The 25,730-nt window shown below is 71.3% G+C and carries 26 protein-coding genes and 2 pseudogenes; 4 read left to right on the top strand and 24 right to left on the bottom strand.

The window, feature by feature from the left end; translation table 11 throughout:
* Positions 1-259: 259 nt before the first annotated feature.
* Positions 260-1,585 (bottom strand): PhoH family protein, encoded by a 1,326-nt coding sequence (locus tag ACYQ8Q_RS29610; protein ID WP_460069012.1) that lies wholly within the window; start codon positions 1,583-1,585, stop codon positions 260-262.
* A gap of 317 nt (positions 1,586-1,902) precedes the next feature.
* A complete protein-coding gene (locus ACYQ8Q_RS29605; RefSeq protein WP_460069010.1) occupies positions 1,903-2,676 on the bottom strand; it encodes an isoprenyl transferase in 774 nt (257 codons plus the stop codon).
* A 689-nt stretch (positions 2,677-3,365) separates the two neighbouring features.
* On the opposite strand from ACYQ8Q_RS29605, the pseudogene ACYQ8Q_RS29600 reads away from it, so the two are divergent.
* Positions 3,366-4,260, top strand: a pseudogene (locus ACYQ8Q_RS29600) (DNA glycosylase AlkZ-like family protein).
* A 4-nt stretch (positions 4,261-4,264) separates the two neighbouring features.
* Here ACYQ8Q_RS29600 and ACYQ8Q_RS29595 read toward each other — a convergent pair.
* Both ACYQ8Q_RS29595 and ACYQ8Q_RS29590 read right to left on the bottom strand, forming a co-directional pair.
* Positions 4,265-5,065 carry a class I SAM-dependent methyltransferase gene (locus tag ACYQ8Q_RS29595; RefSeq protein ID WP_460069009.1) on the bottom strand — a complete coding sequence of 267 codons (801 nt, stop codon included), beginning with the start codon at positions 5,063-5,065 and terminating at the stop codon, positions 4,265-4,267.
* A 53-nt stretch (positions 5,066-5,118) separates the two neighbouring features.
* Complete coding sequence (locus tag ACYQ8Q_RS29590) at positions 5,119-5,700, bottom strand: dihydrofolate reductase family protein (protein WP_460069007.1); 582 nt, start codon at positions 5,698-5,700, stop codon at positions 5,119-5,121.
* A 73-nt stretch (positions 5,701-5,773) separates the two neighbouring features.
* Between ACYQ8Q_RS29590 and ACYQ8Q_RS29585 the strand changes: the two genes are divergently transcribed.
* Positions 5,774-6,160: a DUF192 domain-containing protein gene (locus tag ACYQ8Q_RS29585; protein WP_460069005.1), complete on the top strand. Its 387-nt coding sequence runs from the start codon at positions 5,774-5,776 to the stop codon at positions 6,158-6,160.
* On the opposite strand, the gene ACYQ8Q_RS29580 is transcribed toward ACYQ8Q_RS29585, so the two are convergent.
* The 14 genes and pseudogenes from ACYQ8Q_RS29580 to ACYQ8Q_RS29515 form a co-directional block, all read right to left on the bottom strand.
* Positions 6,135-6,752, bottom strand: coding sequence for an OmpA family protein (locus tag ACYQ8Q_RS29580; RefSeq protein ID WP_460069002.1), 618 nt, complete (start codon positions 6,750-6,752; stop codon positions 6,135-6,137). The two genes, ACYQ8Q_RS29585 and ACYQ8Q_RS29580, sit on opposite strands and share 26 nt — an antisense overlap.
* An 8-nt stretch (positions 6,753-6,760) precedes the next feature.
* The gene (locus ACYQ8Q_RS29575) at positions 6,761-7,345 is read right to left on the bottom strand and encodes a hypothetical protein (protein ID WP_460068999.1); all 585 of its coding nucleotides are present in this window, start codon (positions 7,343-7,345) and stop codon (positions 6,761-6,763) included.
* Positions 7,346-7,361: 16 nt separating this feature from the next.
* Entirely contained in the window at positions 7,362-7,961 is a 600-nt protein-coding gene (locus ACYQ8Q_RS29570) for a pilus assembly protein TadG-related protein (RefSeq protein WP_460073541.1), read from the bottom strand.
* Positions 7,958-8,173, bottom strand: a complete 216-nt coding sequence (locus tag ACYQ8Q_RS29565) for a Flp family type IVb pilin (RefSeq protein WP_055634795.1) — start codon at positions 8,171-8,173, stop codon at positions 7,958-7,960. The genes ACYQ8Q_RS29570 and ACYQ8Q_RS29565 overlap by 4 nt, the downstream gene beginning before the upstream one ends.
* An 82-nt stretch (positions 8,174-8,255) precedes the next feature.
* Positions 8,256-8,921: pseudogene (locus tag ACYQ8Q_RS29560) on the bottom strand (response regulator); the annotation flags it as partial.
* A complete protein-coding gene (locus ACYQ8Q_RS29555) occupies positions 8,894-10,201 on the bottom strand; it encodes a sensor histidine kinase (RefSeq protein WP_460068996.1) in 1,308 nt (435 codons plus the stop codon). The pseudogene ACYQ8Q_RS29560 and the gene ACYQ8Q_RS29555, both read right to left, overlap by 28 nt.
* Positions 10,202-10,211: 10 nt before the next feature.
* Complete coding sequence (locus tag ACYQ8Q_RS29550) at positions 10,212-11,099, bottom strand: DUF5936 domain-containing protein (RefSeq protein WP_460068994.1); 888 nt, start codon at positions 11,097-11,099, stop codon at positions 10,212-10,214.
* Between the two features lie 15 nt (positions 11,100-11,114).
* A complete protein-coding gene (locus tag ACYQ8Q_RS29545) occupies positions 11,115-12,059 on the bottom strand; it encodes a type II secretion system F family protein (protein WP_460068992.1) in 945 nt (314 codons plus the stop codon).
* Between the two features lie 5 nt (positions 12,060-12,064).
* Positions 12,065-13,402, bottom strand: coding sequence for a CpaF family protein (locus ACYQ8Q_RS29540; RefSeq protein WP_460068989.1), 1,338 nt, complete (start codon positions 13,400-13,402; stop codon positions 12,065-12,067).
* Positions 13,403-13,419: 17 nt separating this feature from the next.
* A complete protein-coding gene (locus ACYQ8Q_RS29535; RefSeq protein ID WP_460068986.1) occupies positions 13,420-13,776 on the bottom strand; it encodes a TadE/TadG family type IV pilus assembly protein in 357 nt (118 codons plus the stop codon).
* A gap of 1 nt (position 13,777) precedes the next feature.
* Positions 13,778-14,164 (bottom strand): TadE family protein, encoded by a 387-nt coding sequence (locus tag ACYQ8Q_RS29530; protein WP_358999634.1) that lies wholly within the window; start codon positions 14,162-14,164, stop codon positions 13,778-13,780.
* Between the two features lie 5 nt (positions 14,165-14,169).
* On the bottom strand, positions 14,170-15,423 hold the full coding sequence (locus ACYQ8Q_RS29525) for an AAA family ATPase (RefSeq protein ID WP_460068983.1): 1,254 nt from the start codon (positions 15,421-15,423) through the stop codon (positions 14,170-14,172).
* A 13-nt stretch (positions 15,424-15,436) separates the two neighbouring features.
* On the bottom strand, positions 15,437-16,144 hold the full coding sequence (gene cpaB, locus ACYQ8Q_RS29520) for a Flp pilus assembly protein CpaB (RefSeq protein WP_460068981.1): 708 nt from the start codon (positions 16,142-16,144) through the stop codon (positions 15,437-15,439).
* A gap of 138 nt (positions 16,145-16,282) precedes the next feature.
* Positions 16,283-17,149, bottom strand: a complete 867-nt coding sequence (locus tag ACYQ8Q_RS29515; protein ID WP_460068979.1) for a hypothetical protein — start codon at positions 17,147-17,149, stop codon at positions 16,283-16,285.
* A gap of 241 nt (positions 17,150-17,390) precedes the next feature.
* Here ACYQ8Q_RS29515 and ACYQ8Q_RS29510 point away from each other — a divergent pair, with 241 nt between their 5' ends.
* Positions 17,391-19,091: a chitinase gene (locus ACYQ8Q_RS29510; protein ID WP_460068977.1), complete on the top strand. Its 1,701-nt coding sequence runs from the start codon at positions 17,391-17,393 to the stop codon at positions 19,089-19,091.
* A 91-nt stretch (positions 19,092-19,182) separates the two neighbouring features.
* Here the strand turns inward: ACYQ8Q_RS29510 and ACYQ8Q_RS29505 are convergent, their stop codons facing one another.
* From ACYQ8Q_RS29505 to ACYQ8Q_RS29495, 3 genes are all read right to left on the bottom strand, one after another.
* Positions 19,183-19,590: a hypothetical protein gene (locus ACYQ8Q_RS29505; RefSeq protein WP_460068975.1), complete on the bottom strand. Its 408-nt coding sequence runs from the start codon at positions 19,588-19,590 to the stop codon at positions 19,183-19,185.
* On the bottom strand, positions 19,568-19,849 hold the full coding sequence (locus tag ACYQ8Q_RS29500; RefSeq protein ID WP_460068972.1) for a hypothetical protein: 282 nt from the start codon (positions 19,847-19,849) through the stop codon (positions 19,568-19,570). The genes ACYQ8Q_RS29505 and ACYQ8Q_RS29500 overlap by 23 nt, the downstream gene beginning before the upstream one ends.
* A 334-nt stretch (positions 19,850-20,183) precedes the next feature.
* Positions 20,184-21,395 (bottom strand): FAD-dependent monooxygenase, encoded by a 1,212-nt coding sequence (locus tag ACYQ8Q_RS29495; RefSeq protein WP_460068969.1) that lies wholly within the window; start codon positions 21,393-21,395, stop codon positions 20,184-20,186.
* Between the two features lie 187 nt (positions 21,396-21,582).
* On the opposite strand from ACYQ8Q_RS29495, the gene ACYQ8Q_RS29490 reads away from it, so the two are divergent.
* A complete protein-coding gene (locus tag ACYQ8Q_RS29490; protein WP_460068966.1) occupies positions 21,583-22,251 on the top strand; it encodes a TetR/AcrR family transcriptional regulator in 669 nt (222 codons plus the stop codon).
* 160 nt (positions 22,252-22,411) lie between these two features.
* Here the strand turns inward: ACYQ8Q_RS29490 and ACYQ8Q_RS29485 are convergent, their stop codons facing one another.
* From ACYQ8Q_RS29485 to ACYQ8Q_RS29475, 3 genes are read right to left on the bottom strand one after another with little or no spacing between them, the layout of a single operon-like run.
* Complete coding sequence (locus tag ACYQ8Q_RS29485; RefSeq protein WP_460068964.1) at positions 22,412-22,696, bottom strand: SCO4225 family membrane protein; 285 nt, start codon at positions 22,694-22,696, stop codon at positions 22,412-22,414.
* A gap of 19 nt (positions 22,697-22,715) precedes the next feature.
* Positions 22,716-23,399 (bottom strand): response regulator, encoded by a 684-nt coding sequence (locus ACYQ8Q_RS29480; protein ID WP_460068963.1) that lies wholly within the window; start codon positions 23,397-23,399, stop codon positions 22,716-22,718.
* Positions 23,396-25,717, bottom strand: coding sequence for a sensor histidine kinase (locus ACYQ8Q_RS29475; RefSeq protein WP_460068960.1), 2,322 nt, complete (start codon positions 25,715-25,717; stop codon positions 23,396-23,398). The genes ACYQ8Q_RS29480 and ACYQ8Q_RS29475 overlap by 4 nt, the downstream gene beginning before the upstream one ends.
* Positions 25,718-25,730 lie beyond the last annotated feature (13 nt).

Genomic DNA, 25,730 nt, shown 5'->3' with positions numbered 1-25,730 from the left:
TGGAGTTGGAGGTGGTGCTCGGGTGTTCCCGTACCCCTGGGGGTACACGTGTGCCGTATGCGGGGCCTGACAGGATCGAGACTCTGCCGTAACCGGATACCGCAAGGCAATTCCGGGTTACGTGTGAAAGCTCACACCCTCGCGATCCCCGGATATTTCGCCGAACCCCCACACACGCCGGTGCCGCCCGGCTAGGCTCACAGCCTTTGTCGGACGGCACCAACTGACGCTCAAAGCTTATGAACTTGTGCGGTCAGGGTCAGATATGCCCGTCCTCCAGCATTTCGGTCACAAGCGCCGCGATCTGGGACCTCTCGGACCGGTTCAGCGTCACGTGCGCGAAGAGCGGGTGGCCCTTCAGCTTCTCCACGACGGCGACGACTCCGTCGTAGCGCCCGACCCGCAGATTGTCCCGCTGGGCCACGTCATGGGTGAGAACCACCCGCGAGTTGGCGCCGATCCGGGACAGAACGGTCAGCAGCACGTTCCGTTCGAGGGACTGGGCCTCGTCGACGATGACGAAGGCGTCGTGCAGGGAGCGGCCCCGGATGTGCGTCAGGGGCAGGACCTCCAGCATCCCGCGCGCGGTGACCTCCTCGATGACCTCGCGGGACGTGACGGCCGACAGGGTGTCGAACACCGCCTGCGCCCAGGGGCTCATCTTCTCGGCCTCGGAACCCGGCAGATAGCCGAGCTCCTGCCCGCCCACCGCGTACAGCGGACGGAAGACCATCACCTTCTGGTGCTGACGGCGCTCCAGGACCGCCTCCAGGCCCGCGCACAGCGCCAGCGCCGACTTGCCGGTGCCGGCCCGGCCGCCCATCGACACGATCCCGACGTCCGGGTCGAGCAGCAGATCGAGCGCGATGCGCTGCTCGGCGCTGCGGCCCTTGATGCCGAACGCCTCCCGGTCGCCGCGCACCAGCCGGATGTTGCCCTCCGGGGTGACCCGGCCCAGCGCCTTGCCGCGCTCCGACTGGATGGTCAGACCGGTGTGCACGGGCAGGTCGGCGACCTCCGGGACGTACACGTGTCCTTCCTCGAAGAGGATGTCCACCTGTTCGCCGGACAGGCCCAGTTCGGACATTCCGGTCCAGCCGGAGGCGTCCGTGATGGCGAGCTCGGCGCGGTACTCCTCCGCCAGGAGACCGACCGACGAGGCCTTGATCCTGAGCGGCAGGTCCTTCGACACGACGGTGACGTCGAACCCCTCGGCCTGCAGATTGCGGGCGACCGCGAGGATGCGTGAGTCGTTGTCCCCCAGCCGGTAGCCGCTGGGCAGCACGCTGGGGTCCGAGTGGTTGAGCTCGACACGGATGGTGCCGCCCAGCTCCCCGATCGGGATGGGGGCGTCGAGGCGACCGTACTTCACCCGGTAGTCGTCGAGCAGGCGCAGCGCCTGCCGGGCGAAGTAACCGAGTTCGGGATGGTGCCGCTTGGCCTCCAGTTCCGTGACCACGACGATGGGGAGCACGACCTCGTGCTCCTCGAAGCGGGTCATGGCGTTCGGGTCGGCCAGCAGGACGCTGGTGTCGAGAACATAGGTGCGCCGGTCAGGCATACGGCGCTTTGTGCTGGTCACCACGGAAGGACGTACCCCCTCGGATGAGGTCGGGGAGCGACGGAGTGGAAGCAGGGCCGGGAGGGCGGGAAGAACCCGACCGGTCGACGGCCCCGATGCACAGGCCGGGGACCGGCCCCCCGCTGCTTCTTCCGTGCCGTGACCGCACGGTCGGGCTGGTGCAAAGGGCCTCCCGGGCGGACGGCCCCGTGCCGCCCGCTGAGGATCCGACACCCGTGGTTCGGGCGTCGACCTGCTTGGCTTATGCCCTCGAAAATGCGCCGCCATGCCACGGCATATGACGGCGCACCGGTGAACTCCTTGTAACTTCCGTCCCGCGGTCAGCCGCCGTAACGGCGGTGACGTGCCGCGTAGTCGCGCAGGGCACGCAGGAAGTCGACCTTGCGGAAGGCCGGCCAGAAGACCTCGCAGAAGTAGTACTCCGCATGGGCCGTCTGCCACAGCATGAATCCGGACAGCCGCTGTTCGCCGCTGGTGCGGATCACCAGGTCGGGGTCGGGCTGGGCGCCGGTGTAGAGGTGGCGGCCGATCAGGTCGACGCTGACGGAGTCCGCGAGGTCCTCCATCGAGACGCCCCGGTCGGCCGCGTCGGTGATCATCGAGCGCACTGCGTCGGCGATCTCCTGGCGTCCGCCGTAGCCGATGGCGACGTTGACCAGTATGCCGTCGACGTGGGCGGTGGCCTGCTCGGCCTCCTTCAGCGCGGTCTGCACATGGGAGGGGAGGATGTCGGGCGTGCCGACGTGGTGGACGCGCCAGCGGCCGTCGGCGGCGAGGGTGCGGACCACGTCCTCGATGATGCCGAGGAGGGGGACGAGCTCCTCCTGGGGGCGGTCGAGGTTGTCCGTCGACAGCAGCCAGAGGGTGACGACCTCGACGTCCGTCTCGGTACACCAGCCGAGGAACTCCTCGATCTTCTCGGCGCCGGCGCGGTGACCGTGCTCGGTGGTGGACCCCGAGGCCTTCGCCCAGCGGCGGTTGCCGTCCATGATGACGCCGATGTGCTTGGGCACCTGAGCGTGGTCCAGGTGGCCTTCCACCCGGCGTGCGTACAGCCTGACCAGAAGGCCGCGCAGCTTGTCGCGCAGGTTCACGTGATGTCAGCCCCTCCGTGCCGGTGCGGTCCCCGCGGGCCAAAGGGTACCGGTGCGGGGGGGTGCGGTTGTTGGTCGGGTGCGGGTGGGTGGGGGGTACTCGCGCAGTCCCCGTGCCCCTGGGGTGGAGCGGTCGACCCACGTGGAGAAGGGGCCGCTCCCTGGTGCAAAAAACGGGCCGGTCCGTGGGGGGGAGACGGACCGGCCCGAGGGGGGGTTTCCACCATAACCCTTCGTAAGTGATGCTGCGTGCATCGGCGCGGCACAATTACTCTCCGGAGTCACTCGGCGACACCGAGATGGCCTTCCGGAGCATGATTCATAGGGCTCATATGGCCGGAACACGGCGGAATCCCAGGGGAATGACCGCGTTCACCGAGGGAAGTTGAGGTTTTGGCGGGTCCCCCTGATGGGCTACCCCGGCCACTCACGCCCGCTTGACGCGGGCGGCGCCGCGCAGCCCCCTCCACCGCGCGGTGCCGCCCGCGCAGCTTTGCTCACGCGAATTACCTGCGCTTGAACTTACGTGAGGCCCACAGTGAATGCGAACCGCTCGCGATAACGATGTGGAAACCTCGTGGAGAATGTGCGGCGGTCTGCGCTGGAGTGAACCGGAATGCCCTTTTCTGTTTGCCCGAGGGGCCCATGGCGGGCGGTTCCCGACCTCTTTGCCTTCTGGCGTCGGCGCCATGACCCCGAGGATCAGTTGGCAAGAGGCGTCCGCACGGCGGCTGGAACGGCAGTTCCTGGCCAATCCGCTCGCGGACGACACCGGAGGCCCCGTGGAGATCGTCGCGGCCATGCTCGGCGCGCACGCACAGGTTCCCTCGGCGGCGGAGCCGGCGGTCGGCATCCGCGCCGAGGGGACGACACGGACCGGCGTACGGGCCGCGCCGGCCGGGGACCGGTCGCTGGTCCGGACGCACGGCCCGCGCGGGACGGTCCATCTGCTGCCCGCCCGGGAACTCCCCCTGTGGACCGCCGCCCTGACCGCGGTTCCGTCCGGCCGCAGCCCCTTCCCGCCGGACGTACGGCTCACCTCCGCACAGGCCGAGCAGGTGGTGGCGGCGATCGGGGAGGCGCTCGAGGGGGTGTGCCTGACGGTGGAGGAGCTGGACGAGGAGGTCGTCGCCCGTACCGGTCCCTGGGCCGGGGACCTGGTGATGCCCGCCGGATGGCCCGGGCGGCCTCGGCCTGCTCGTCCGCCGCTGCCTCGCCGCCTACGGTCCGGCCACACCGCAGGACTTCGCCAAGTGGGTGGCGGCCGGGGACACCGCGTTCCCCGACGGTCCCGCGCGCGGGGTGCGGTTGCTGCCCTCTGCTGTTCCCGGGTGCCGCCTACCGGCGGGCGCCGGCGGGCGGGCAGGCCGGGAACTTCCCGGTGCTGCTGGTGGACGGGGTGGCGGCGGGCGTCTGGCACCAGCGGCGCCGGGGCCGCCGTACGACCGTCACGGTGGAGCCGCTGGGCCGGCTCACGGCCCGGCGGACCCGGGAGCTCGGCGAGCGCGCCGAACGGGTCGGCGAGGTGCTGGAGGCGACGGCGGAGCTGGTGATCGGGGAGGTGACGACGGCCCGCACGCATGACGGCTCAGACGGCCGGCTTGCGGGCCTCGAACAGGTGGCGGCTGCTGTGGGCGACGAACGGCCCCTCGGCCCTGATCCGCTCGTGCAGCTCGCGCAGCCGAGGCTCGTACGCCGAGACGGTGAAGCCCGGCACCATCCAGACCACCTTGCGCAGGAAGTGGACGACGGCGGCGATGTCGTGGAACTCGATCCGGAGGCGTTCGGCGCGCAGATCGACGATCTCCAGCCCCGCCGCCTCGGCCCCGGCCCGCTCCCGGTCCGGATGACGACCGTTGCTGACCTCCTCCGACTGGGGTCCGAGGAAGTACTCGACCAGCTCGAAGACACTGCGCGGCCCGACATGCTGGGCGAAGTAGGTCCCGCCGGGCCGGAGCACCCGCGCGATCTCACCCCACAGGGGCCGTACCGGATGTCTGCTGCCGACCAGGTCGAAGGTGTCGTCCGCGAACGGCAGCGGGGCGTCCTCCGGGGACGCGACGACGGTGATGCCGCGCGGCCGCAGCAGGGCGGTGGCCTTGGCGACGTTCGCCGGCCAGCCCTCGGTCGCGACGGTGAGGACGGGCGCGGCGGCGGCCCGCCCGAGGGCGAAGTCCAGGACCTCCCCGCCCCCGGTCTGGATGTCGAGCGCGGCCGTCGCCCCGCCCAGTCGCCCGGCCAGCGAGACCGCGTACCCCCAGGAGGGCCGTTCCTCGGTCGCCCGCCCCTCGAACCAGGAGAAGTCCCACCCTTCGGTGGGGACGGCGGCGCCCTCGGCGAGAAGCTCCTGGAAGGTCGTGCCCCGGTGGTGATCGTCGTCGTCGCTCATGGACCGATCCTGACAGCCGGCCGCCCACCCCCGCCCCCGATTAATTCCTGCCTTCAGTCCCGCTCCACGTCATAGCGGAGCAGGACGACTCCGTTGCCGAAGGTGCGGGATTCGGCGAGGTGGAGGCCGGTGGTCGTGCCGGTGTCCGGGAAGAGGGGTTTGCCCCGGCCGATCAGTACGGGGTGGACGTAGAGCCGGATCTGGTCGACGAGCCCGAGGCGGAGGAACTCGGCGGCGAGATCGGCACCACCGAGCCCCAGATCGCCGGGGCCCAGCTCCGCGTCGTGCCGCTCCTTGAGGGCCTGCACCTCCTCGGGGACGACCTCCCGCACGATCGTCGTGTTCCAGTCGGCGTGCTCCAGCGTGCGGGAGTAGACGTACTTGGGGATCTCCCGCCAGAGGGCGGCGAATTCGGCCATCACCGCGGGGGTCTCGGGATCGGCGTCGGCGGTGGGCCAGAAATCGGCCATGAGGTCGTGGGTGACCCGGCCGCTGAGGAGACCGGCCATCCCGGCGACGAAGTCGTTGGCGTCCTGGTGGACCTCGTCGTCGACGCGGTGCCACGAGATGTCGCGGTCCGGACCCTCCATGTATCCGTCCAGGGACACCGACATCATCAGGACGATCTTCCGCATACGACGGCCACCTCTTCGTGTCCCGGCTCGCTACCGTGCCGAGGGTAGCGAGGCGAGCGAGGGGATCAGGACTGTGGCGCGCTGGCACGACGGGTTTGCCGAACTGCTCGTGAGGACGGACGAGGGTCCCCCTCTTCGCATCCCCCTGGAGATCGCCGCCTCCTACCGCGCCCGCACCCGGGGCCTCCTGGGCCGCGACGCGGTGGACGGCGCCCTGCTCCTGACCCCCGCCGGCAGCATCCACACCTTCGGTATGCGCATCCCCATCGACGTCGCCTACCTCGACCGCCACCTGAAGGTCATCGCCGTACGCACCATGCCGCGGGGCCGCCTGGGCCTCCCCCGCCTCCGCTCCCGCCATGTCCTGGAGGCGACGGCGGGGGTGATGGAGGGGTGGGGGCTGCGGAAGGGGGCACGCGTCGAGGTGATCGAGCTCAGCTCGCCGTCCTCGGGAAGGTGATCTCGACCCGGCGGTTCTTCTTGCGGCCCTCCTCCGTGGAGTTGTCGGAGATGGGGTACTGCTCGCCGTAGCCGCGGACCTCGAAGGTGATGCCGGGGTCGTTGAGGTCGCCGGCGAGTTCCGCCTGGACGGCGTCGGCGCGTTGTTTGGAGAGGACGTCGCCGTGGGCGGAGGAGCCGAGGTTGTCGGTGAAGCCGAAGACGCGGACCAGCTTGGTGTTCTGCTTCTTGATCTCGTCGGCGATCACCGCGATGCGGGCCTTCGCCTCGGTGCCGAGCTTCGCGCTGTCCTTGCCGAACAGGACCTCGGCCTGGAGGGCGAACGTGACGTCCGCGTTGGTGTCCTCGCGCCGTTCGTCGCCGGACTCGTCCTCCACGACCTGCTTGATGTCGAGGACCTTGGGCTCGGCGAGCGTGCCGCCTTCGGGGAGTTTGAGGTCGGGGTCGTTGGGGTCCACCTCGACCGGTGCGGAGGCGGTGGCCTCGGTGCCCGGGGGGACGCTGGGGGTGGTGTCGTCGGCCAGGGAGGCGGGGGCCGTGCCGAGGACGAGGAGGGTGGCGGTGGCCACCGCCAGGGAGAGACGTGGGGTCATGACCGGCCTCACCCGGAGATCTTGACGACCGCGCTGGGGAACAGCGGGAGCTGGAAGGTGACCTCCGTGCTGCTCGCGGGCGGGGCGGGGAACTGGAGGAACACGTCGATCGTCTCCCCCGCCTTCAGCGTCGAGAAGCCGGTGGTGGTCAGGGGGCGGCCCTCGGTGTCGCGGAGGACGTAGTAGCGCTTCTTGCTCTTGGAGTCGACGAGGGTGGCTCCGCCGAGGGACAGTCCGTTGTTGATGATCTCCGTCTCGTTGCCGCTCAACGCCGAGGGGATCACTGCTTCCGTGCCGCTGTCGTTCTTCAGGTCCCCGTTGACTGTGATGAAGCCGCCCGAGTCCCGCACGGCCGAGGTGATCTGGAGGAGCAGCCCGCTCGGCCCCTTCAGCTCGGCCAGGGGCTCGGCCGACTGGCCCTCCTGCGTGTCCGGCTGCGATCCGCCGGGCGAGGAGGCGGACGACGAACTCTGCGGCTTCTTGTCATCGCCGTCGCCGCCGCTCCCGCACGCGGTCGAGCCGAGGGCAAGCCCGGCCACGATCGCCACCGCGACCATCCCCCTGCGGGCTTCCGCCGTGCATCGCATGTTCATCACTCTGCTTCCTTCGTCAGCCGCTGACCAGGTGGACGTCGAACAGGTCCTCGGGCCCGGGCAAATCAGTCAGGTCTTCCGGGTCCAGGGCCCAGTCGCCGTCGTCGCAGACGAGCGTCGGCAGTACGTCGTCCTCCGCGTCCTCGCCCGGGAGCTCGAACGTGCAGAGTGGCTCGATCACCGCGACGGCGTTGGCGTGTGCCTGCCGGTCCGCCGTGCCGGGCACGACCGACTCCCCAACGGTCCTGTTCGTCTGAGCCCTGACCCGGTAGCTCAGGAGTCCGTCCGGGGAACACTGGACCGTCGCATCGTTCATCGCGGCCAACTGGTCCGCTCTCCAGCAGGTGTTCGTCCCGCCGTTGCCGTCGAAGATGCTCTGCCACTTCGTGGGGTCGAGCACGTCGAGCACCCACTCGTCGGCAAGCTCGTCCCTGGTCTCCTGCGCCGCCGCCAGGGCCGCCGCGTCGGCCGCTGTCTGGGCGCCGTTGCGGTTGACTGCCGCCTGACCGACAGCGAAGTACGCGAGCGCGAGAAAGAGCAGGCCGGCCACCACCGTGATGTAGATGGGGAAAGCCTGCCCGCCATCGCCGAGAAGGCGTGTTCGACGAACTGTCAGGGCGCCACCTTGGCGATCTGAGCCCTGAGCTTGTCCACGATCGTCTGGCCCAGGTTCGTGTTCGCGATCAGTACCACGATCGCCACCACCACCGCGATGATCCCCAGATACTCGACCGCGGTCTGCCCCCTGTCGTCGGCGGTGCGGCGCCGTACCGCCTCCGTCACCCGGACCATGGCCGCGACGACGGTCTTCAGCAGCAGGTCGCTCATGGCGTTCCTCTCGGTTTGAGGCATTGGCAGGAGGAACGTAGGGCGCCCGGGGTGCCTCCGGCGAGGGTCCCAGGGCCCAATTTCCCAGCCACTTGGCCGCCGCCTCGGCGCGGCTGCTGCTGTGCAGCTTGGCGAAGATGCGGTTGATGTGATTCTTGACCGTCTTCTCGCTGATGAAGCATGCGGCGGCGATCTGCTGGTTGTTCATGCCCGACGCGATGAGGTCCATGATCTCCGCCTCCCTCGCGCTGAGGTGGAACCCCGTCTGGTGACCCGACTCGTCAGAGGGTCCCACAGGTGGTTGCAGTCGCGAAAGCATTTTGGGGGAAGTCGGAAGGAGCAAGGTACTTGAGGGCACTTCGGCGTGTGCATTCGCACTCCCGTGGGCTTCCCTCACCGCTTCCCTCAGTTCCTCCACCGTGAACCGTCCGTGCACCAGGTAACCGCTCGCCCCGCCCCGCAGCGCCGCTCGGACGGTCTGCGGGTCGTGGCTGTACGTCAGCATCAGGACCGTGGTGATCCGGGCCAGGTGGGGCAGGGCCGTGAGGCCGTCGACGCCGGGCATGCGGACGTCCAGGAGGACGACGTCGGGGCGGAGAAGCACGGCGGCCTCGCAGGCCTCACGGCCGTCCGCCGCCTCCGCCACGACGGTGAAGTCCGCGCAGTTCGACAGGAGCGCGGTGAGGCCCGCGCGGACCACCGGGTTGTCGTCGGCCACCACTACGCGTACGGCGGGCTGGTCCGGCATGGTGCCTCCTCTCGGAAGGTCGGGGCGGCCAGGGGGAGTTCCAGGCGCACCTCGGTGCCAGGGGGGCGGTCGTGGCTGGCGATGCGCAGCCGGGCGCCCACGCAGGCGGCCCGTTCGGCCATGCCGAGGAGCCCGAAGTGACCGGTGTCGCGGAGGTGTTCGAGGGTGGTGCCGGGCGGCAGACCGCGGCCGTCGTCGTGGACGGTGAGGGTGAGGAGGTCGTCCTGGACGCCCGCGCGGACCTCGACCGCCGTGGGGGCGGCGTGGCGGTGGGCGTTCTCCATGGCCTCGGCGGTGATGGTGAGGAGCTGGCGGGCCACCGCCGGGGGCACGGGGAGGGTCGTACGGTCGCCGGTGGGGCGGCAGGTGACCCGTAGGCCGGTGCGTTCGGCGAAGTCGTCGGCGCGGGCGGCCAGTTCCGGCAGGACGTCCACACCCGCGGCCGGTTCCGGCTCGCGGCGCAGGTCGGTGAGGAGGTCACGGGATTCGGCCGCGGCACGGCGGGCCGACCGGGCGACGAGTTCCGCCTGCTGCCGGACGCGCGCGGGGTCCCGGTCCGCCGAAGCCGCCAGGGCGTCCGCCGCGAGGGCGACGCCGTACAGGGTCTTGGTCACGGAGTCGTGCATCTCGCGCGCGAGACGGGCGCGTTCGGCGGCCACCGCCTCGGCGGCGGCGAGGCGGGCGCGGACGGCGGTGAGGGCCCGGGTGGCCTCGCCGAAGCGCAGGAGCAGCCCGCGCAGGGTGGAGCCGACCGCTCCGGTGATGACGCAGAAGCCGGGGAGGAGGAGATGTTCGGCCAGGCCCGCGCCCGCGTCCGGGCCCGCGTCCGGGCCTGTGCCGTGGCCGACGGTCGCCTGGACCAGGAGCAGGATCAGCGACTGGAGCGAGGCGAAGCAGGCGGCGCCGCGCCAGCCGTAGACGATGCCGGCGAGGAGAGGGGTGCAGACGCTGACGTACGCGAGGGTGGTGTCCGGGCCCGCGGAGATCAGCAGCAACGTCCCGACGAGGGTGTCGGCGGCCAGGAGGGCGGGGTGGCGCAGCAGGAGAGGGCCGAAGCGTTCCCAGTCGCGGAAGAGGACGTAGGAGCCCATGAAGGTGACGACCACGGCCGCGCCGACGAGACGGACGCCCAGGCCCGGGGAGGCGTGCAGGAGGGCGGACGGGGCGGCCAGGGCGATCATCGCCAGGCGGAAGCCGAAGACCTGACGGCACATGGCCTGGACGGCGTTCGCCTGGAGGCTGACGCCGTCCAGGCCTGCCTTGCCCGCGGTTTCCTTCATGACCGGCCGCCTACTCCCCCGTGATCGAGCTGAAGTCGGTACCGGAGCCCAGCAGCATGCCCGCGCCGAGGAGGAGCATCGTCGCCGGGACCATGAACGTGGTGATCATCAGCGTGGCCTTGGGGACCGCGCGGGCCGCCTTGCGGCGGGCGTTCTGGGCGTCCGTGCGGCGCATGTCCTTGGCGATGGCGACGAGCGTGTCGACGATCGGCGCGCCGAGCTCCTCGCCCTGCTGGAGGGCGGTGACGAACATGGCGACCTGCTCGGAGTCGTTGCGGCGGCGGAGTTCCTCGAAGGCCTCGCGGCGGCTCATGCCGAGGTCCATCTGGCGGAGCGTGATGCGGATCTCGTCCGCCCAGGGGCCCTCGTACTTGGAGGCGACCCGGTCGAGGGCCTGGCGGAAGCCGAGGCCGGCGCTGACGACGACGGCGAGGACGTCGAGGAAGTCGGGCAGGGTGCGTTCGATGGCGTCCTTGCGGACCCGGATCGCCGACCAGATGCCGACCTCGGACCAGAAGGCGGCGAAGGCCAGCATGAGCAGGGCGATGAAGAAGCTGCCCTGGAGGAGGGCGGCCAGGGCGCCGACGCCGCCGATCGCGCCGTAGACGGCGCGGCGGGCCGCGTACCGGTCGATCGTCAGGCCCCCGGGGTTGCCCGCGAGGTCGATGCGGCGGCGGTAGCGGGCGACCTGCTTGGGGCCCATCAGCCGCAGGACGGCGGGCGCGTACCGCATGCCCATGCGGTCGACGAGGGAGCCGACGGCGCTGGTGCGGGTGGCGCCGACCTCCAGGGCGAGGACGAGGTCGCTGGGGAGTTTCACCTCGGCCCGGTACATCCGGATCCCGGCGAAGATCCCCCAGACGGCGAGGCCCATGGCGAGGGCGAGCAGGAGTTCCACGGTCTGCGTCCCTCCTCAGACGTCGATGCGGGACATACGGCGGATGAGGACGAAGCCGACGGCGTACAGGCCGAAGGCGACGATCACACAGGCCTGGCCGACGGCGGAGGACGTCATCCGGTCGAGGGTGCCGTCGTTGACGCCGTCCATGAGGAACAGGGCGCCGACGCCGAGCACCGGGACGGCGTACGAGGTCATGTTGACCTGGGAGAGCTGGGTGCGGACCTCGCGCCGGGTCTCCTTGCGTTCCTCCAGGGTCTCGGTGAGGTTGCGCAGGGCGCCGACGACCTGGCCGCCGGCCCGGTTGGAGAGGACCAGGGTGGTGACGAGGACGACGAGTTCGCGGGAGGGGAGGCGGTCGGCGAGTTCACCGAGGGCGTCGTCGATGGAGTGGCCGATGGCCAACTGGTCGGCCACCTTGCCGAGTTCCTCGCCGGCCGGGGCCTCCAGCTCCTCCGCGGCCATGCCGATGGCGGTGCGCAGGGCGAGGCCGGCGTGGGTGGCGTTGGCCAGGATGCGGGCCAGTTCGGGGAGTTGGTTGATGAACTTCTCGATGCGTTTCTGGCGCTGCCAGTTGAGGAACTGCAGGGCCGCCCAGAGGCCGAGGAGTCCGGCGAGCGGGCCGAAGAAGGGGGCCAGGACGGCCTGGCCGACCAGCCAGAGGCCGGCCACGGTGGCGAGCAGGTAGACGAGGAACTCGCCGGGGGTGACGTCCAGACCGGTGGCCACGAGTTTCAGTTCCAGCCTGCGGCCGGTCCTGGTGCGGCGCAGCCGCCGGTCCAGGTCGCGGAAGCGGCGCCGGCGGCCGCCCAGGGGGGCCTGGCCGGTGTAGGACAGGCGCTCCACGAGGGCGGCGCGCTGGGCGTGGCCCTTGGCGTAGACGTGCACGCCCACGACCGCCAGGGCGCAGGTCAGGAGGGTCACACCGGTGGTGAGGGTGATGAGGGTGTCGAGGGTCATCGCTGCTACCGGGCTTCCCTGGTCGTGAGTTCGAGTGCGTCGCGGGCGACCCCGAACGCCTGGGGGATCGGCTGGCTCGCCATGTAGAGGCGGTCGGCGGTGCGGCGCGGGAGGGGGAAGTACACGAAGGCGCCGTGGACGCGGCCGTCGGCGGTCATGGGTCGGGCGTCGAAGCGGGCGACGGTGGCCAGCCGGAAGGCCTCCGAGCCATGGCTGTCGAGGACCGCTATCTCGGTGATCCGGCGGGCGCCGTCCGCGAACCGGGTGAGCTGCACGATCACGTCCACCGCGCTGTTGATCTGGTCGTGCAGCGCGACGAAGGGGATCTCCACGTCGGACATGGAGGCCAGGGTCTGGAGCCGCATCAGCGCGTCCTCGGCGCTGTTGGCGTGGACGGTGGCGAGCGAGCCGTCGTGGCCGGTGGACATCGCCTGGAGCATGTCGAGGGACTCGCCGCCGCGGACCTCACCGACCACGATCCGGTCGGGGCGCATCCGCAGCGAGTTGCGCACCAGGTCGCGGATGGTGATCCGGCCGTTGCCCTCGACGTTCGGCGGCCGGGACTCCAGCCGGATGACATGGGACTGCTGGAGCTGGAGTTCGGCCGAGTCCTCGATGGTGATGATCCGCTCGCCCTCCGGGATCAGTCCGGAGAGGGCGTTGAGCAGGGTGGTCTTGCCGGTGCCGGTGGCGCCGGAGACGATCACGTTGAACTTGGCCTGCACCAGCCCGGCGAGCAGATAGAGCATCGGTTCGTCGAGGGAGCCGAAGCCGATCAGCTCGTTGAGGGTGAAGGAGCGCGGGAAGCGGCGGATGGTGAGGATCGGCCCGGTCAGGGAGAGCGGCGGGATGATCACGTTGACGCGTTCGCCGGACGGGAGGCGGGCGTCGACCATCGGGTTCGTCTCGTCGACGCGGCGGTTGACCGTGGAGACGATGCGTTCGATGGTCTGCATGAGCTGGTCGTTCGAGGCGAACCGCAACGGGAGTTGTTCCACCCGCCCGGCCCGCTCGACGAAGATCGCGTCGGGGCCGTTCACCATGATCTCGGTGATCGAGGCGTCCTCGAGGAGCGGCTCCAGGATGCCGAGGCCGAGGGCCTCGTCGACCACCCGCCGGATCAGCTGGGAGCGCTCGCCCGTGGACAGCACGGGGCCCTCGCGGCTGATGATGTGCCCGAGGACGCGCTCCAGCCGGGCCCGGCGTTCGGCCGCCGCGAGCGAGCTCATCTCGGCGAGGTCGATCTCCTCCAGGAGCTTGGCCCGGTACGAGGAGACCAGGTGGCCGTCCTCGCCGCGCCCGGAGCCCTCCTCCGGGGAGCTGATGCGTGCCCGCAGGCTCATGGCGGTGCCGCCTTCCTTCAGTGGTCGACCGGCATCGTGGCCGTCTTGCGGGCGGTGCCGAAGCTGTTGATGCCGGGGATGACGGAGGGGATGGTGACGGTGGCGGTGACCTGCACCTCGTCACCCAGATCGGCCTTCGTGCACCCCACCTTCAGCCAGCTGCTGACCGCCCGTGCGCAGTCCCCCGCGAAGTCCTGGTCGAGGGAGGCGCTGCGGGCCCCGGTGCGGGCCGCCGTGCCGGCCTGCTGGGCGGCGTACGCGAAGAGCCCGAGCTGGACGCCGCCCAGCGCGACCAGCAGCAGGAGCGGCAGGAAACCGAGGTACTCCAGGGCGACCTGGCCCCGGTCGCCGCGCCGGCGCGCCGTGTACGGCATCTCAGTCGCCGTCCTCTTCCTCGACGGCGCCCGCGTGGCCGTGCACCGTGAACGGGAAGTCGATGGTGCCCGGGAACAGGACGGGGACGCGCAGGGAGACGTCGGCGGTCACATAGCCGCCGCCGGTGCCGCAGTCCACGTCGGCGTTCCCCCTCCACGCGTCCCCCAGCTTGTCCAGGCCCGCCTCCTGGCAGGCCCCCTCGCGCTCCCCCGGGTGCGCCGCCGTGCCCGCCCGCACCGCCTCGTCGGCAGCATTCCCCGCGAGCGTGAACGTGTACCCCACCAGCACGCACTGCCACATCACCACCAGGGTCACGATGATCAGCGGGGTCATGCCGAGGAACTCGACGGTGACCTGGCCGCGGTCGCGTACGCCTCGCCCGGTCATGGCGCTCACTCCTTCCGCCGCCGGAAGCCGCCGCCGCCCCGGTCCGCGCCCCGGGCGCGTCCGCCCCGCCGTACGAGGGCCGTCTCCGGCGCCTTGACCAGGCCCAGTTCGGCGGCGAGCGCCCACAGGGCCTGGCGGACGGTGCCCTTGCCGTCGAGGGCGTGGACGCGTCCGGCGTCGACGGCCGCCTGGAGTTCGCGGAAGTTGGCGGGGACCGCGGTGGCGGCGACGGCCGTGCCGGTGATCTTCTGGATGAGCGGGGGCTGGATCTCCGTACCGCGGGTGTGCCGGTTGACGACGACGGTCGTCTCCTCGGCCTTGCGGACCTGGAGCCGGTCCCACATGCGGACGGTGCGTTTGGCACCGCGGACGGCGACCACGTCCGGGGTGGTGACGAGCAGGGCGCGGTCGGCCATCTCGACGGCGGCGGCTCCGGCGCCGCTGAGCTGGGCGCCGCAGTCGACGATCACCACCTCGTAGCGGGAGCGCAGGGCGCCGACGATCTGGCGGACGGCGCGGTCGGTGACCTCCTCGCCGCGTTCGCCCTCGGCGGGGGCGAGCAGGAGGGCCAGCCCGGAGTCGTGGCGGAAGACGGCCTCGGCGAGGATGCGGGGCGAGAGGTCGGTGATGGCGGCGAGGTCGACGACCGAGCGGCGGAACTGGACGTCCAGGTAGGAGGCGACGTCGCCGGTCTGGAGGTCGAGGTCGACGAGCGCGGTGGGCCGGCCGGAGGCCTGGGCGGCGAGGGCGAGCTGGACGGCGGTGAGGGTGGCTCCCACTCCGCCCTTGGCGCCGCTGACGGTGACGACGGTGCCGCCGACGCCGGGGAACACCTCGCCGCCGTGGCCGAGATGGCGTCGTACGCCCACGGACCACTGGGCGACGGACTGGACGCGGTGGGCCAGCTCCTCGTAGCCGAGGGGGAGCGTGACGACTCCTCGGGCGCCGGAGTCCATGGCGGCCTGGAAGAGGCCGGGGCCGGCGTCGGTGGTGACGAGGATGACGCCGACCGCCGGGAAGCGCAGGGCGACCTCGCGGACCAGCTCCAGCGCCGGGACGGGGCCGATGCGTTCGTGGACGATCACCACCTCGGGGAGTTCGTCGACGGATTCGGCGGCGAGACGGGCGAGGGTGTCGACGAGCTGGGTGGAGTCGGCGACCGGGGTGACGGGTTCGGCGTCCGGGAGCTGGCTGAGCAGGGTGGTGAGGGAGCGGACCGCGTCCGCGTCGCCGACGGCCGGGAGGATCCTCGTGGGCATGGGCGGCGGCCTCTCACTTGTCCGTGACGAGTTCGTACGTACGGTCCTGGTCGGGGATCGTGGTGGCGCCGCCGGGGGCCACGAGGGCGAGGCGGACGCGCTTGGCGAAGGACTCGGCGTACGTGATGCGCTGGGCGTCCAGGGTCGACAGCGCGAAGGTGATGGGGACCGCGTCGGTGGCGGAGCTGTCGCGGTCGTTGCGGTCGGGGTCGAGGGCGGTGATCTTGCCGACGTCGAGGACGCGCGCGTTGGTGACGATGATCTTCGACTGGTCGGGGTCGGAGTCGCGGGCGCCCTCGAAGGTGGCGTACACGTTGACCGAGGAGCCGGGCCTGATCTTGCCCGCGACGCCGGTCGCCGCGTCGACCATGATGGCGACCTCCTGCTGCCCCGGCTGGAGGGCGGGCTGGTCGACGATCATGTCGCTCTGGAGCAGCGAGCCCTTCTTCAGGGTCGTCACGGCGATCTTCTCGTGGATCGCGGCGAGGTCGGTGACGGCGTTCTCCGACAGCCAGCGCTTCGGCATCTCGATCTTCTTGAACTGGCTCTCCTCCAGAGCCGTGTACGGCGCGATGTCGGACCGCAGCTCGTAGGCGGTGACCTCGGGGCCGACCTTGGAGTTCACGTCGTCGATGACGGAGAGGACGCCGGCGAAGGCACCGAGGGCGCACAACACCGACAGGAGCAGGAGAATCACGCCGCGGCGCTGACGGGAGTTCATGGAACCGTGCAACCTCGTTGGGGGTCGGGTCGAGCGGGAACGGTGGTCGGTGCGTTGGTGCTGTTCGGTGCTGTTCGGTGCTGTTCGGTGCTGTCCGGGGTCTCAACCGGTGTCTCAACCGGTGTCTCAGCCGGTGTCTCAGCCGGTGGTGAGGGCGCGGACGGGGCGGGCGGTGAGTTCGGCGGCGGGCGGCGGGGTGGCGGAGCAGAAGACGCAGCGGTCGCCGATGACGTCGATCCCGCACCAGTGGCAGACGCCCTGCCGGACCGAGGCGACGAGCTGGTAGAGGACCGACAGGTCGGGCAGATAGGCGCAGAACTCGATCAGCTTGGGGGTGCCCCACCAGTCGGCGGACTCGGCGGGGGCCTCGGTCTCCCTGAGGCCCTGGGCCTTCCAGGCGGGGGCGAGGGTGCCGGTGACCCAGTCGGACTGGAGCTGACCGCGGCCGACGAGCATCCAGGTCCCGAACTCGGGTCCAGGGAGGGTGACGTCGGGGGCGGCCTTGACCAGCTCCGGCTGCGGATGGGCGAGCACGCCGAACTGGCTGCCCGGGACCCAGGACCGGGCGTGCGACTTCAGCCCGACGACCGGGACCCGGTCGAGCCGGGCGACGGAGCCGAGGAGCGCGCCCGCGTGGATGTAGTGGGTGAGCAGCCGGCCCGCCGAGGCGAGCACGCCCGGCCCGAGGTCGCAGGAGGCGAGCTGGCGCAGCTGACGGGCGAGGACGGCGACGCCGAGGGGCGGCAGGTCGGGCCGGTACAGCGCGATGCGGTCGCTCTCCAGGAGCGAGCGGATGGTGTGCAGCCGCTGTTCCACGGCGGGCGGGACGGCCCGTGAGTACACGACGACGAGGTGTCCGTGCTGCTCGACGAGGAGTTGTACGGCGTCCAGGGCCTGTTCCAGCGGCTGCCGGTCCAGGTCGGCGAGCACGACGGCGGGCAGGGTCCGCTCGTCCTGCGGCGGCAGCGCCAGGTCGGCGCCGGTCACGGCAACGGCAGTTGGCACGCGCAGCTCCCCGATTCCCGCGGCCCCGGTCCACCGGGAGTTACTCCGGCGCACCGAGGTGACTTCATTGCGTGACTACGTCAGCACTGTAACCACGCGCTTGTGGCCGGAGAACAGCTTTCCGTAGCTGGTAAGGAACTGTTCTTCGCGCAAGTCACGGCAAACCGGGGCAGGTTGCGCACACGGACCCTCCACAAGCGGATCTCTTGACAAGCGAATTGGTCTGGACCAACGTGTTGTCATGTCCCCACATAAACGAGTGACGAGGATCTGGACGAGGATCTGGTCGGGGGCGGTCACCGCCGCCCTCGCGCTGTCCCTGGCGGGCGCGGCTCAGGCGTCCGCCGCGGACCTCAACAACGCGAAGAACGCCGGCTTCGAGTCCGGCCTGGCCAACTGGTCCTGTTCGGCCGGCAGCGGTACGACGGTGTCCTCGCCGGTGCACGGCGGCGCGGCCGCCCTGAAGGCGACCCCGGCCGGCCAGGACAACGCCCGGTGCAGCCAGACGGTGGCGGTGAAGCCCAACTCCACCTACACGCTCGGCGCGTGGGTGCAGGGCGGCTACACCTACCTGGGCGTGACGGGCACGGGCACGACGGACGTGTCCACCTGGACCCCGGACACGACTGCCTGGAAACAGCTCCAGACCACCTTCACCACCGGCGCGGCGACCACGTCCGTGACGGTCTACACCCACGGCTGGTACGGCCAGCAGCCCTACTACGCGGACGACCTCTCGGTCTACGGCCCCGACGGCGGCGGAGGCGGCGACCCGGCCCCCACGATCCCCGCCGCCCCGACGGCCGTGACGGTCTCCGGCACGACCTCCTCCACGGTCTCCCTCTCCTGGTCCGGCGTCTCGAACGCGACCGGCTACAACGTCTACCGGGCGGGCACGAAGGTCGCCTCCGTGACCGGCGCCTCGGCGACCGTGACCGGGCTCGCGGCCTCGACGTCGTACAGCTTCCAGGTGACGGCGACGAACACGGCGGGCGAGTCACCGAAGTCGGCGGCGGTGACGGGCACGACGACGGCGACCGGGACGCCCGGCGGCTCGCTCCCCAAGCACGCGGTGACCGGCTACTGGCAAAACTTCAACAACGGCGCGACGGTCCAGCGCATCTCGGACGTACCGGCCGCGTACGACATCATCGCGGTGGCCTTCGCCGACGCGACGACGACACCGGGCGCGGTGACCTTCAGCCTCGACTCCGCCGGTCTCGGCGGCTACACGGTCGACCAGTTCAAGGCCGACATCAAGGCGAAGCAGGCGGCCGGCAAGAAGGTGATCGTCTCGGTCGGCGGGCAGAACGGCACGGTGTCGGTGAGCGACGCGACGTCCGCGGCGAACTTCGCGAACTCGGTCTACTCGCTGATGCAGACGTACGGCTTCGACGGCGTCGACATCGACCTGGAGAACGGTCTGAACGCCACGTACATGAGCCAGGCGCTGCGGTCGCTCTCCTCGAAGGCGGGCTCCTCCCTCGTCCTGACGATGGCGCCCCAGACGATCGACATGCAGTCCACGTCCAACGCGTACTTCCAGACCGCGCTGAACGTGAAGGACATCCTCACGGTCGTCAACATGCAGTACTACAACAGCGGTTCCATGCTGGGCTGCGACGGCAAGGTGTACAGCCAGGGCTCGGTGGACTTCCTGACGGCCCTGGCCTGCATCCAGCTGGAGGGCGGCCTCGCCCCGTCCCAGGTCGGCCTGGGCCTCCCCGCCTCCCCCAGCGGCGCGGGCAGCGGCTATGTCTCACCGTCCGTGGTGAACAACGCCCTGGACTGCCTCGCGAAGGGCACCGGCTGCGGCTCCTTCAAACCCTCCAGGACCTACCCGGACCTCCGCGGCGCGATGACCTGGTCCACCAACTGGGACGCGTCCGCGGGCAACGCGTGGTCGTCGGCGGTGGGGGCGCATGTGCACGCGCTGCCGTGAGGCCAGGCGATGAGTTGAAACGGTAAGGCGGACATCTGCAGAAGCTGGACGCCCCGGCCGCGGTCCCGGCCGGGGCGCTGGAGCGAACGCGTCACTTCTTCCTGGGCAGATGGAAGCGAACCTCGTGCACCTTTCCGGGCGCGGGGGTCGCGTTCTTGAAGCGCTTTGCGGGCGCGTGCTTCTTCTGCGCCCGCTTCTTCACGGTCGGCTTCTTGCCCTTGACGTGCTTCTTCAGGGCGTGCTTCTCAGGGGCGTGCTTCTTCTCGGAGACACTCGTTCCACCGGTGGCGAGCGACGACGCCTGAGGGTCCCCTGCCACGATGTTGATCTTGTTGCCGTAGGTGGACACGAGCGGACTCGTGACCGACGACGGAGCCTCGGTGGTCACATCCACCACGTCGGTGTAAGGGTTGCAGGCCGAAGAGGCGCTGTAGCCGGCATTGTCGATCTGCGCGACGGTGCCATCCGCGATCGAATCACTGTAGCGGGTTGGGGACATTGCCGCCGGTGAACACCAGCGTGACCTCACCCTGGTTGTCCACGTACTCCATGTACGCGTTGTTGTAGCTGCCGATCTGCCCGACCAGCGACCAGTCGGAGTCACTGATGCCGGTGTCCTGCGGGGAGATGTCCGCGTACGACGGGGCGGCGACCGCCGCGGGAAGCATCGTCAGGTCGAGGTGGCCGATCTCCAAAAGGAGCACGACCCAGGTCAGCATCTGCGTCCAGTCGGCCGTGAACAGCGCCTGAGCGGACACCTGGGACTCGGCGAGCGGGGACCGCCGATAGCGAGGGCGAGGAAGACCAGCCCGGCGGCGGGGCCGGTGACGGCACCGAGGTAGGGGGCGCCGGACAGCAGCCATCCGCTGAGCCCGACGCCGGGGTGTCTGCCCTGCGCGGTCCCTTGGTCCGTGCACCGAGTTCAGTGACCATCGCCCGCTTCACCCAACGCTACGGGCACCGAGGGAAAACAGGAGTCGAGCGAGTTCGCAGGAATCAGCCCGTAGGGCCGATGGCCGTGCCCAGCGGGTGGACGCCCCGCACCCGGATGCTCCGGCCGGGAGGGTATCCGGGTGCTTCGCGGTCGGCGGATCAGGCCGCGGCGGGGTCGAGGGACTTGTTCTTGAACGGGGTGGCGAGCAGGCTCCTCATCAGGCGCTTGCCCATCGGCCTGCCCACCAGCGGCGAGGTGATGGCTCGGGCGAGCATGTCCCGGCGGTTCTGAGGGACGAACTGCACCAGTTCCCTGCGGGCGTGCTCCTGCGTGCTGGTGATGAAGGGCCGCATCTTCTGATCCCATTCACGCAGTGCGCGGGCGACGTTGCCCGGGCTGCGCTGCAGCAGGGTGCCGAGCAGGTCCGCGCCGGAGATGGCGCTGGAGGCGCCCATGCCGCTGTACAGCGTCAGGCACCAGGCGGCGTCGCCGAGGAGGACGACGCGGTCGGTGTGCCAGCTGGGCATCACCACCTGGTGGGCGGAGTCGAAGAGGTAGTCGTCGGCCTGCTCCCACTGCTGGAGGAGGTGCTCCAGTATCGGCCCGGTCGGTTCGGGGCCGAAGGCGCGGCGCAGTGACTCGATGGGCGGGCGGGTGAACTCCGCGTCCTCGTCGTCGGTGCGGTAGGAGAACAGCAGTCCCGGCCGGTGGTCGGAGAAGGGGAAGACCCAGGCGGCGCGGCCGGGTTCCGGCAGGACGATGCCGTCGGTCAGCCCGAAGCCGGGCACGGGTTCCTTGAGGACCGTGGCGGCGATGATGTGGTTGAACGGCTTGAAGTAGTCGGTGTGGGGGCCGAAGACCAGCTGGCGCACCGTGGAGCGCAGGCCGTCGGTGCCCACGACGAGGTCGAACCGCTCCGTGGTCTCGGTGGTGTTCTCTCCCGAGGTGGTGCGCAGTGTGACGTCCACGCCGTCGGGGTGCTCTTCGACGGTCACCGGTGTCGTGCCGTAGCGGATCTCGGTGACGGGCTCGGTGGAATCGTAGAGGGCGGACTCGATGTCACCCCTGAGCAGCAGGCGGGGATTGCCGGGCAGGTCGCCGTATCCCAGAGTCGGCCGGCGGCGGCCCGCCCGGTCGATGTCGTACGTCGCGCTGTTCTCCGGAGTGGTCCTGTTTCCGATGGCGTCGAGCACGCCCAGCCGCTGTGCGGCGGCCTGGCCGGTGCCGAACAGTCCGACGAAGTATCCGGCGGGACGACGCTGGGGAGCGCGTTCGACGAGCAGGGTCTCCCAGCCGATGTCGTGCAGGCGCAGGGCCGTGGCCAGGCCCCCGATACCCATGCCCACGACGAGGGCGCGCGGCTTGTTCATGGCGGTCCTTCCTTCATTCCTTTGGGAGGGCGAGCTCTTGGAGGGGTGTGAGGTCACGACGGCACGCCGGTGCTCACGGATCTCTCCAGCACAGGAAAGGCAAGTGGAGATCGGATCTCCACTTATGCGGCCCACTGTAGCACTGGAACTGGAGATGTCATCTCCGGTTTCCGGCTATGGTGGACGTATGAGCAGCCCAACCGCCTCCACCCCGCCCCCCGAGAACACCCTGGCGCGCCCCCTGCGGGCGGACGCGGAGCGCAACCGGCAGCGCATCATCGCCGCTGCTCAGGAGGTCTTCGCCGAGCGAGGGCTGGACGTCACCCTCGACGACATCGCCCGCCACGCGGGCGTCGGCGTCGGCACCGCCTACCGTCGCTTCGCGGGCCGCGAGGAACTCATCGATGCCGTCTTCGAAGACGAGGTGGAGCGTTTGGTGACGTGCGCGGAACAGGCCCTCATCCAGGAAGACCCCTGGGACAGCCTCGTGGAGTTCTTTCTGACCACCGCCCAGCGCTTCGCCGAGAACCGCGGGCTGAGAGAAGTCCTGCTGGGAAGCACAGACAGCAGACCTCGACTGGCCGGCCTGCGGGACCGCCTTCATCCCCTGGTCGGCGCCGTCTTCGCACGCGCCCAGCAGGACGGCCGACTCCGCGACGACATCGATCCGACCGACTTCCTGCTCGTCCAGGTCATGCTCGGAGCCGCCACCCAGCGCAGCCGGGCCGTCACACCGGACCTGTGGAGGCGCTACCTCACCCTCCTCCTGGACGGCCTACGCCGCGACCGGGTCAGCCCGTCCCCGTTGCCCCACCGCGCACTCGACCTGGACGAACTCAACCAGGCCACGACGTGACGCCCCCTGCACGCTGATCGTCCGGACACGGCCCAGGAGGAGAACCGCCGCGGCGGCACAGCCGGCCGACGCACCGCCGCCCGGCCTTCAAGAAGCTTTCTGCGCCTAGGGATCGGCCTGCTTCCGCCTCGGCACCGACCCCGCCGGCAACGAAGGCCGATCACCTGCTCTGACGCCGCAGAGCGCGGGCGCACCAGCCGATGACCGCCGCGTTGCACAGGGCCCCGAAGGCGACCGCCAGAACGACCATCACGATGCCGTCCGGGAGGGCAAGCAGGACCAGACTCGCCGGGGCCGTGGCCAGCAGGGGGATGACTCCCGCCATGGATTCGCCCGAGTCGTCGAGAGCGCTCACCACCAGCGCCCACACCAACAGCCCCGCGCAGAGCGCGAGGTAGCCGAGGGCGAAGACATCGGTGAGGGCGTGGCGCAGGCGGTGAGTCACGAGTGGCTCCTCGGGGTGCTCAGAGGTGCAGGCCGGGTGGGTTCGGGCGGGCCAGCCCCAGGTCGTAGGCGAGGATCGTCGCCTGGACGCGGTCCCGCAGCCCGAGTTTGCGCAGCAGCGCGTTGACGTGGGACTTGACCGTGCCGACGGTGATGCCCAGCTGATCGGCGATCTCCGCGTTGTTGAGACCGGCCGCCACCAGGGTGAGGACGCCGCGCTGGCTGGCGGTCAGGGTGTCCAGTTCGGGGGCGGGCGTGCCGGACGAGGTCTGCCCGCCGCCGCCCAGGGCGTAGTGGCCGATCAGCCGCCGGGTCGCGGAGGGGGCGAGCACGCTCTCGCCCGCCGCCACCACCCGGATGCCCTGGAGGAGTTCGGCGGGCTGGACGTCCTTGAGGAGGAAGCCCGAGGCTCCGGCACGCAGGGCGTCGAAGACGTACGCGTCGAGGTCGAAGGTGGTCAGGACGAGCACCCGGGGCGCGTCCTCCCGGCCGGTGATGATGCGGGTGGCGGCGATGCCGTCCAGTTCGGGCATACGGACGTCCATGACGACCACGTCGGGACGGAGTTCCTCCGCCAGCCGCACCGCGCTCGCGCCGTCACCGGCCTCGCCGACGACCGTCAGGTCCTCCTCGGCGTCGATCACCGCGGCGAACCCCGCCCGTACGATGCCCTGGTCGTCGACGACCAGCACCTTGAGACTCATCGTTCCCTCTTCTCCTCAGCCTGCTCCGCCGCCGGCGCGAGCGGCAGCCGGAGGCCGACCGGGCCGGGCTCCTCGGTGGACAGGGTGCCGCCGAGCGCCGCGATCCGCGCCGTGAGCCTCTCCCGCAGGGCGGGGCGGGCGCCAAGCGGCACACCGGTGGCGGTCAGCGTCAACGTAGTTCCGTCCGCGTCGAGTTCGAGCAGGGCGGGATCCTCGCCGCCGGCCGCGAGCAGTGTCTCGGCCGCATGGTAGGCGGTCAGGTCCACCGCCGTGGGCAGCCGGTCCGGTACACGGTCGGTGAGCCGTATCTCGATGTCGCGGCCGGTGGCCCGGCACTGGGCGGCGAGCAGGTCGAGGGCCTGGAGGGTGGGCTGGGGGCGCAGTTCGGGGGCCGTCTCGTCCTCCCGGACCGCGTCGAGCAGGGCGCGCATCGCGGCCAGCGCCTCCCGGGCGCGGCCGACGGTGGAGTCGAGCCGCCCGAACTCCGCCTCGGCGACCATGTCGGCGGTGCGGGCCAGCACGGTGGTCTCCAGCCCGGCGGCGATCCGGCGCCGCTCGGCCCACGCGTCCCGGACGGCCTCCCCGGTCCAGGCGGCAAGACGCTCCTCCCGCGCACCCCGCTCGGCCCGCTCCCGCCAGCCCCGCCGGCTCCCGGCCCACACAGCCGCCCCGGCCACCGCCAGGACCCCTGCCGTGACGCCCGCGCCCACCACCCACCCGGGCGCCGCCGCCCCCCGCCCCACAACGGCGACGGTCGCGGCCCCCGCGTGGACCACCACCACCGCGAGGACGACCGCGAGCAGCGGGCGATCCCCGAGGAAACCCACGGAGTCTGCCGTACGGCGTTCCGCGCGGGCGGCGAGTGCCGCGCAGGTCGCGAGCATGCTCAGGGCCGGTGGCAGGAGTGCCGGGCCGGTGTAGTGGCCCAGTGCCATCGCCGCCGGCCACAGCGGGGCCAGGGCGAGCAGGGCGGCGAGGGCGAGCCGGGGGGTGCGGCGCAGCCACAGCAGGGCGACCGCCTGGGCCGCGGCGAGCAGGGCGAACAGCGCGCCCGCGGTGATGTGCGAGGTGTACGACGCGCTGTCCGCGCGGATCACCAGCGCGGGGAGCAGCGGTTGGAGGGACAGCCCGAGCGCGGCGACGACCTGGGCGAGGCGGTGGCCCCGCGGCACGCTCGACTCCACCGGCGCGGAGCTCCGGCCGGGCAGGGCCGCGCGGACCTCCCAGCCGCCGTCGGCCGTCGGACCGGTGCTCAGGGTGCCGCCCGCCTCCCGGGCGCGGGAGCGCAGGAAGCCCTGGCCGCGGCCGCCGCCGAGGCCCGCCGCGTGCGCCGCCGCCCCGGCCGGCGGGGCCGCGCTGGTGACCACGACGTCGGTGCGGCTGTCGCCGTACCGGCACAGCACCGTCGTACGGGCGCCGGGTGCGTGGCGTGCCACGTTGGTCAGCGCCTCGCGCACGATGCCGTACGCCGCGTCCGCGACGATCCCGTCCGGGAGGGGGTCGATCTCGCACTCCACCGGCTGTTCGAGCCTGCGGAACCCCTCGACGAGCGCGTGCAACCGCTCCTCGGGCGTGGGCAGTTCCTCACGCGAGGGCGTAGGCGCCCGCACCGCGCCGAGGGCCCGGGTGACCTCCCGGCCGGTCTCGGCCGCGAACCGCAGTGCCTCCTGGGCCAGTTCGGGGCGCCGCTCGCGCAGCCCCAGCGCCGCGCCCGCGGTGACCACCACGGCGGTCAGATGGTGGGCGCTGACGTCATGCAACTCCCTTTCCATCCGCCGCCGTTCGGCGGCGGGGAGCCGGTGGCGCTCGGCCTCGGCGCGGCGCAGCGCCCGCTCGGCCGCCTGCCGGGCCCGGCGGACCCGCCGGGCCACCAGGCCGCTGCCGCACGCGGCCACGTACAGCAGGGCGGTGAGGGCGACGCCGAGGCCGTCGCCGTCCCTGAGCCCGTGCAGCGTGATGTCCTGCGTGAACTGCCAGAAGGGGAGCGTCACCACGCACAGCACGGCGGTGAAGGTGTCGCGCTCGCTCGCCACGGCGAACAGGGCCAGCGCGACGCCCGCGGTCCCGAACACGGCCACCGCTCCCGTGGGCAGCGGCCCGGCCCCCAGCCCGCAGGCGACGGCGACCAGGACCAGGGTGGTCACCGGGCGGGCCCGGCGCAGGGCGAGCGCGGCGGTCAGCGGTCCGGCGACCAGGGCGGCCACGAGCAGGTCGGAGGCGGAGGGGACGGTGCCGCGTACGAGCGCCGCCCCGGGCCACACCAGCGCCTGGACGCAGATCAGCAGGACCGGGATCAGCCGGTCGTCGGTTCGCTTCATGGTGCGCCCAGGC

It is taken from the genome of Streptomyces sp. YKOK-I1 (genome assembly GCF_054660435.1).
The sequence above is the reverse complement of the archived record's forward strand: the minus strand, read 5'-3'. Positions and strand labels throughout refer to the sequence as shown.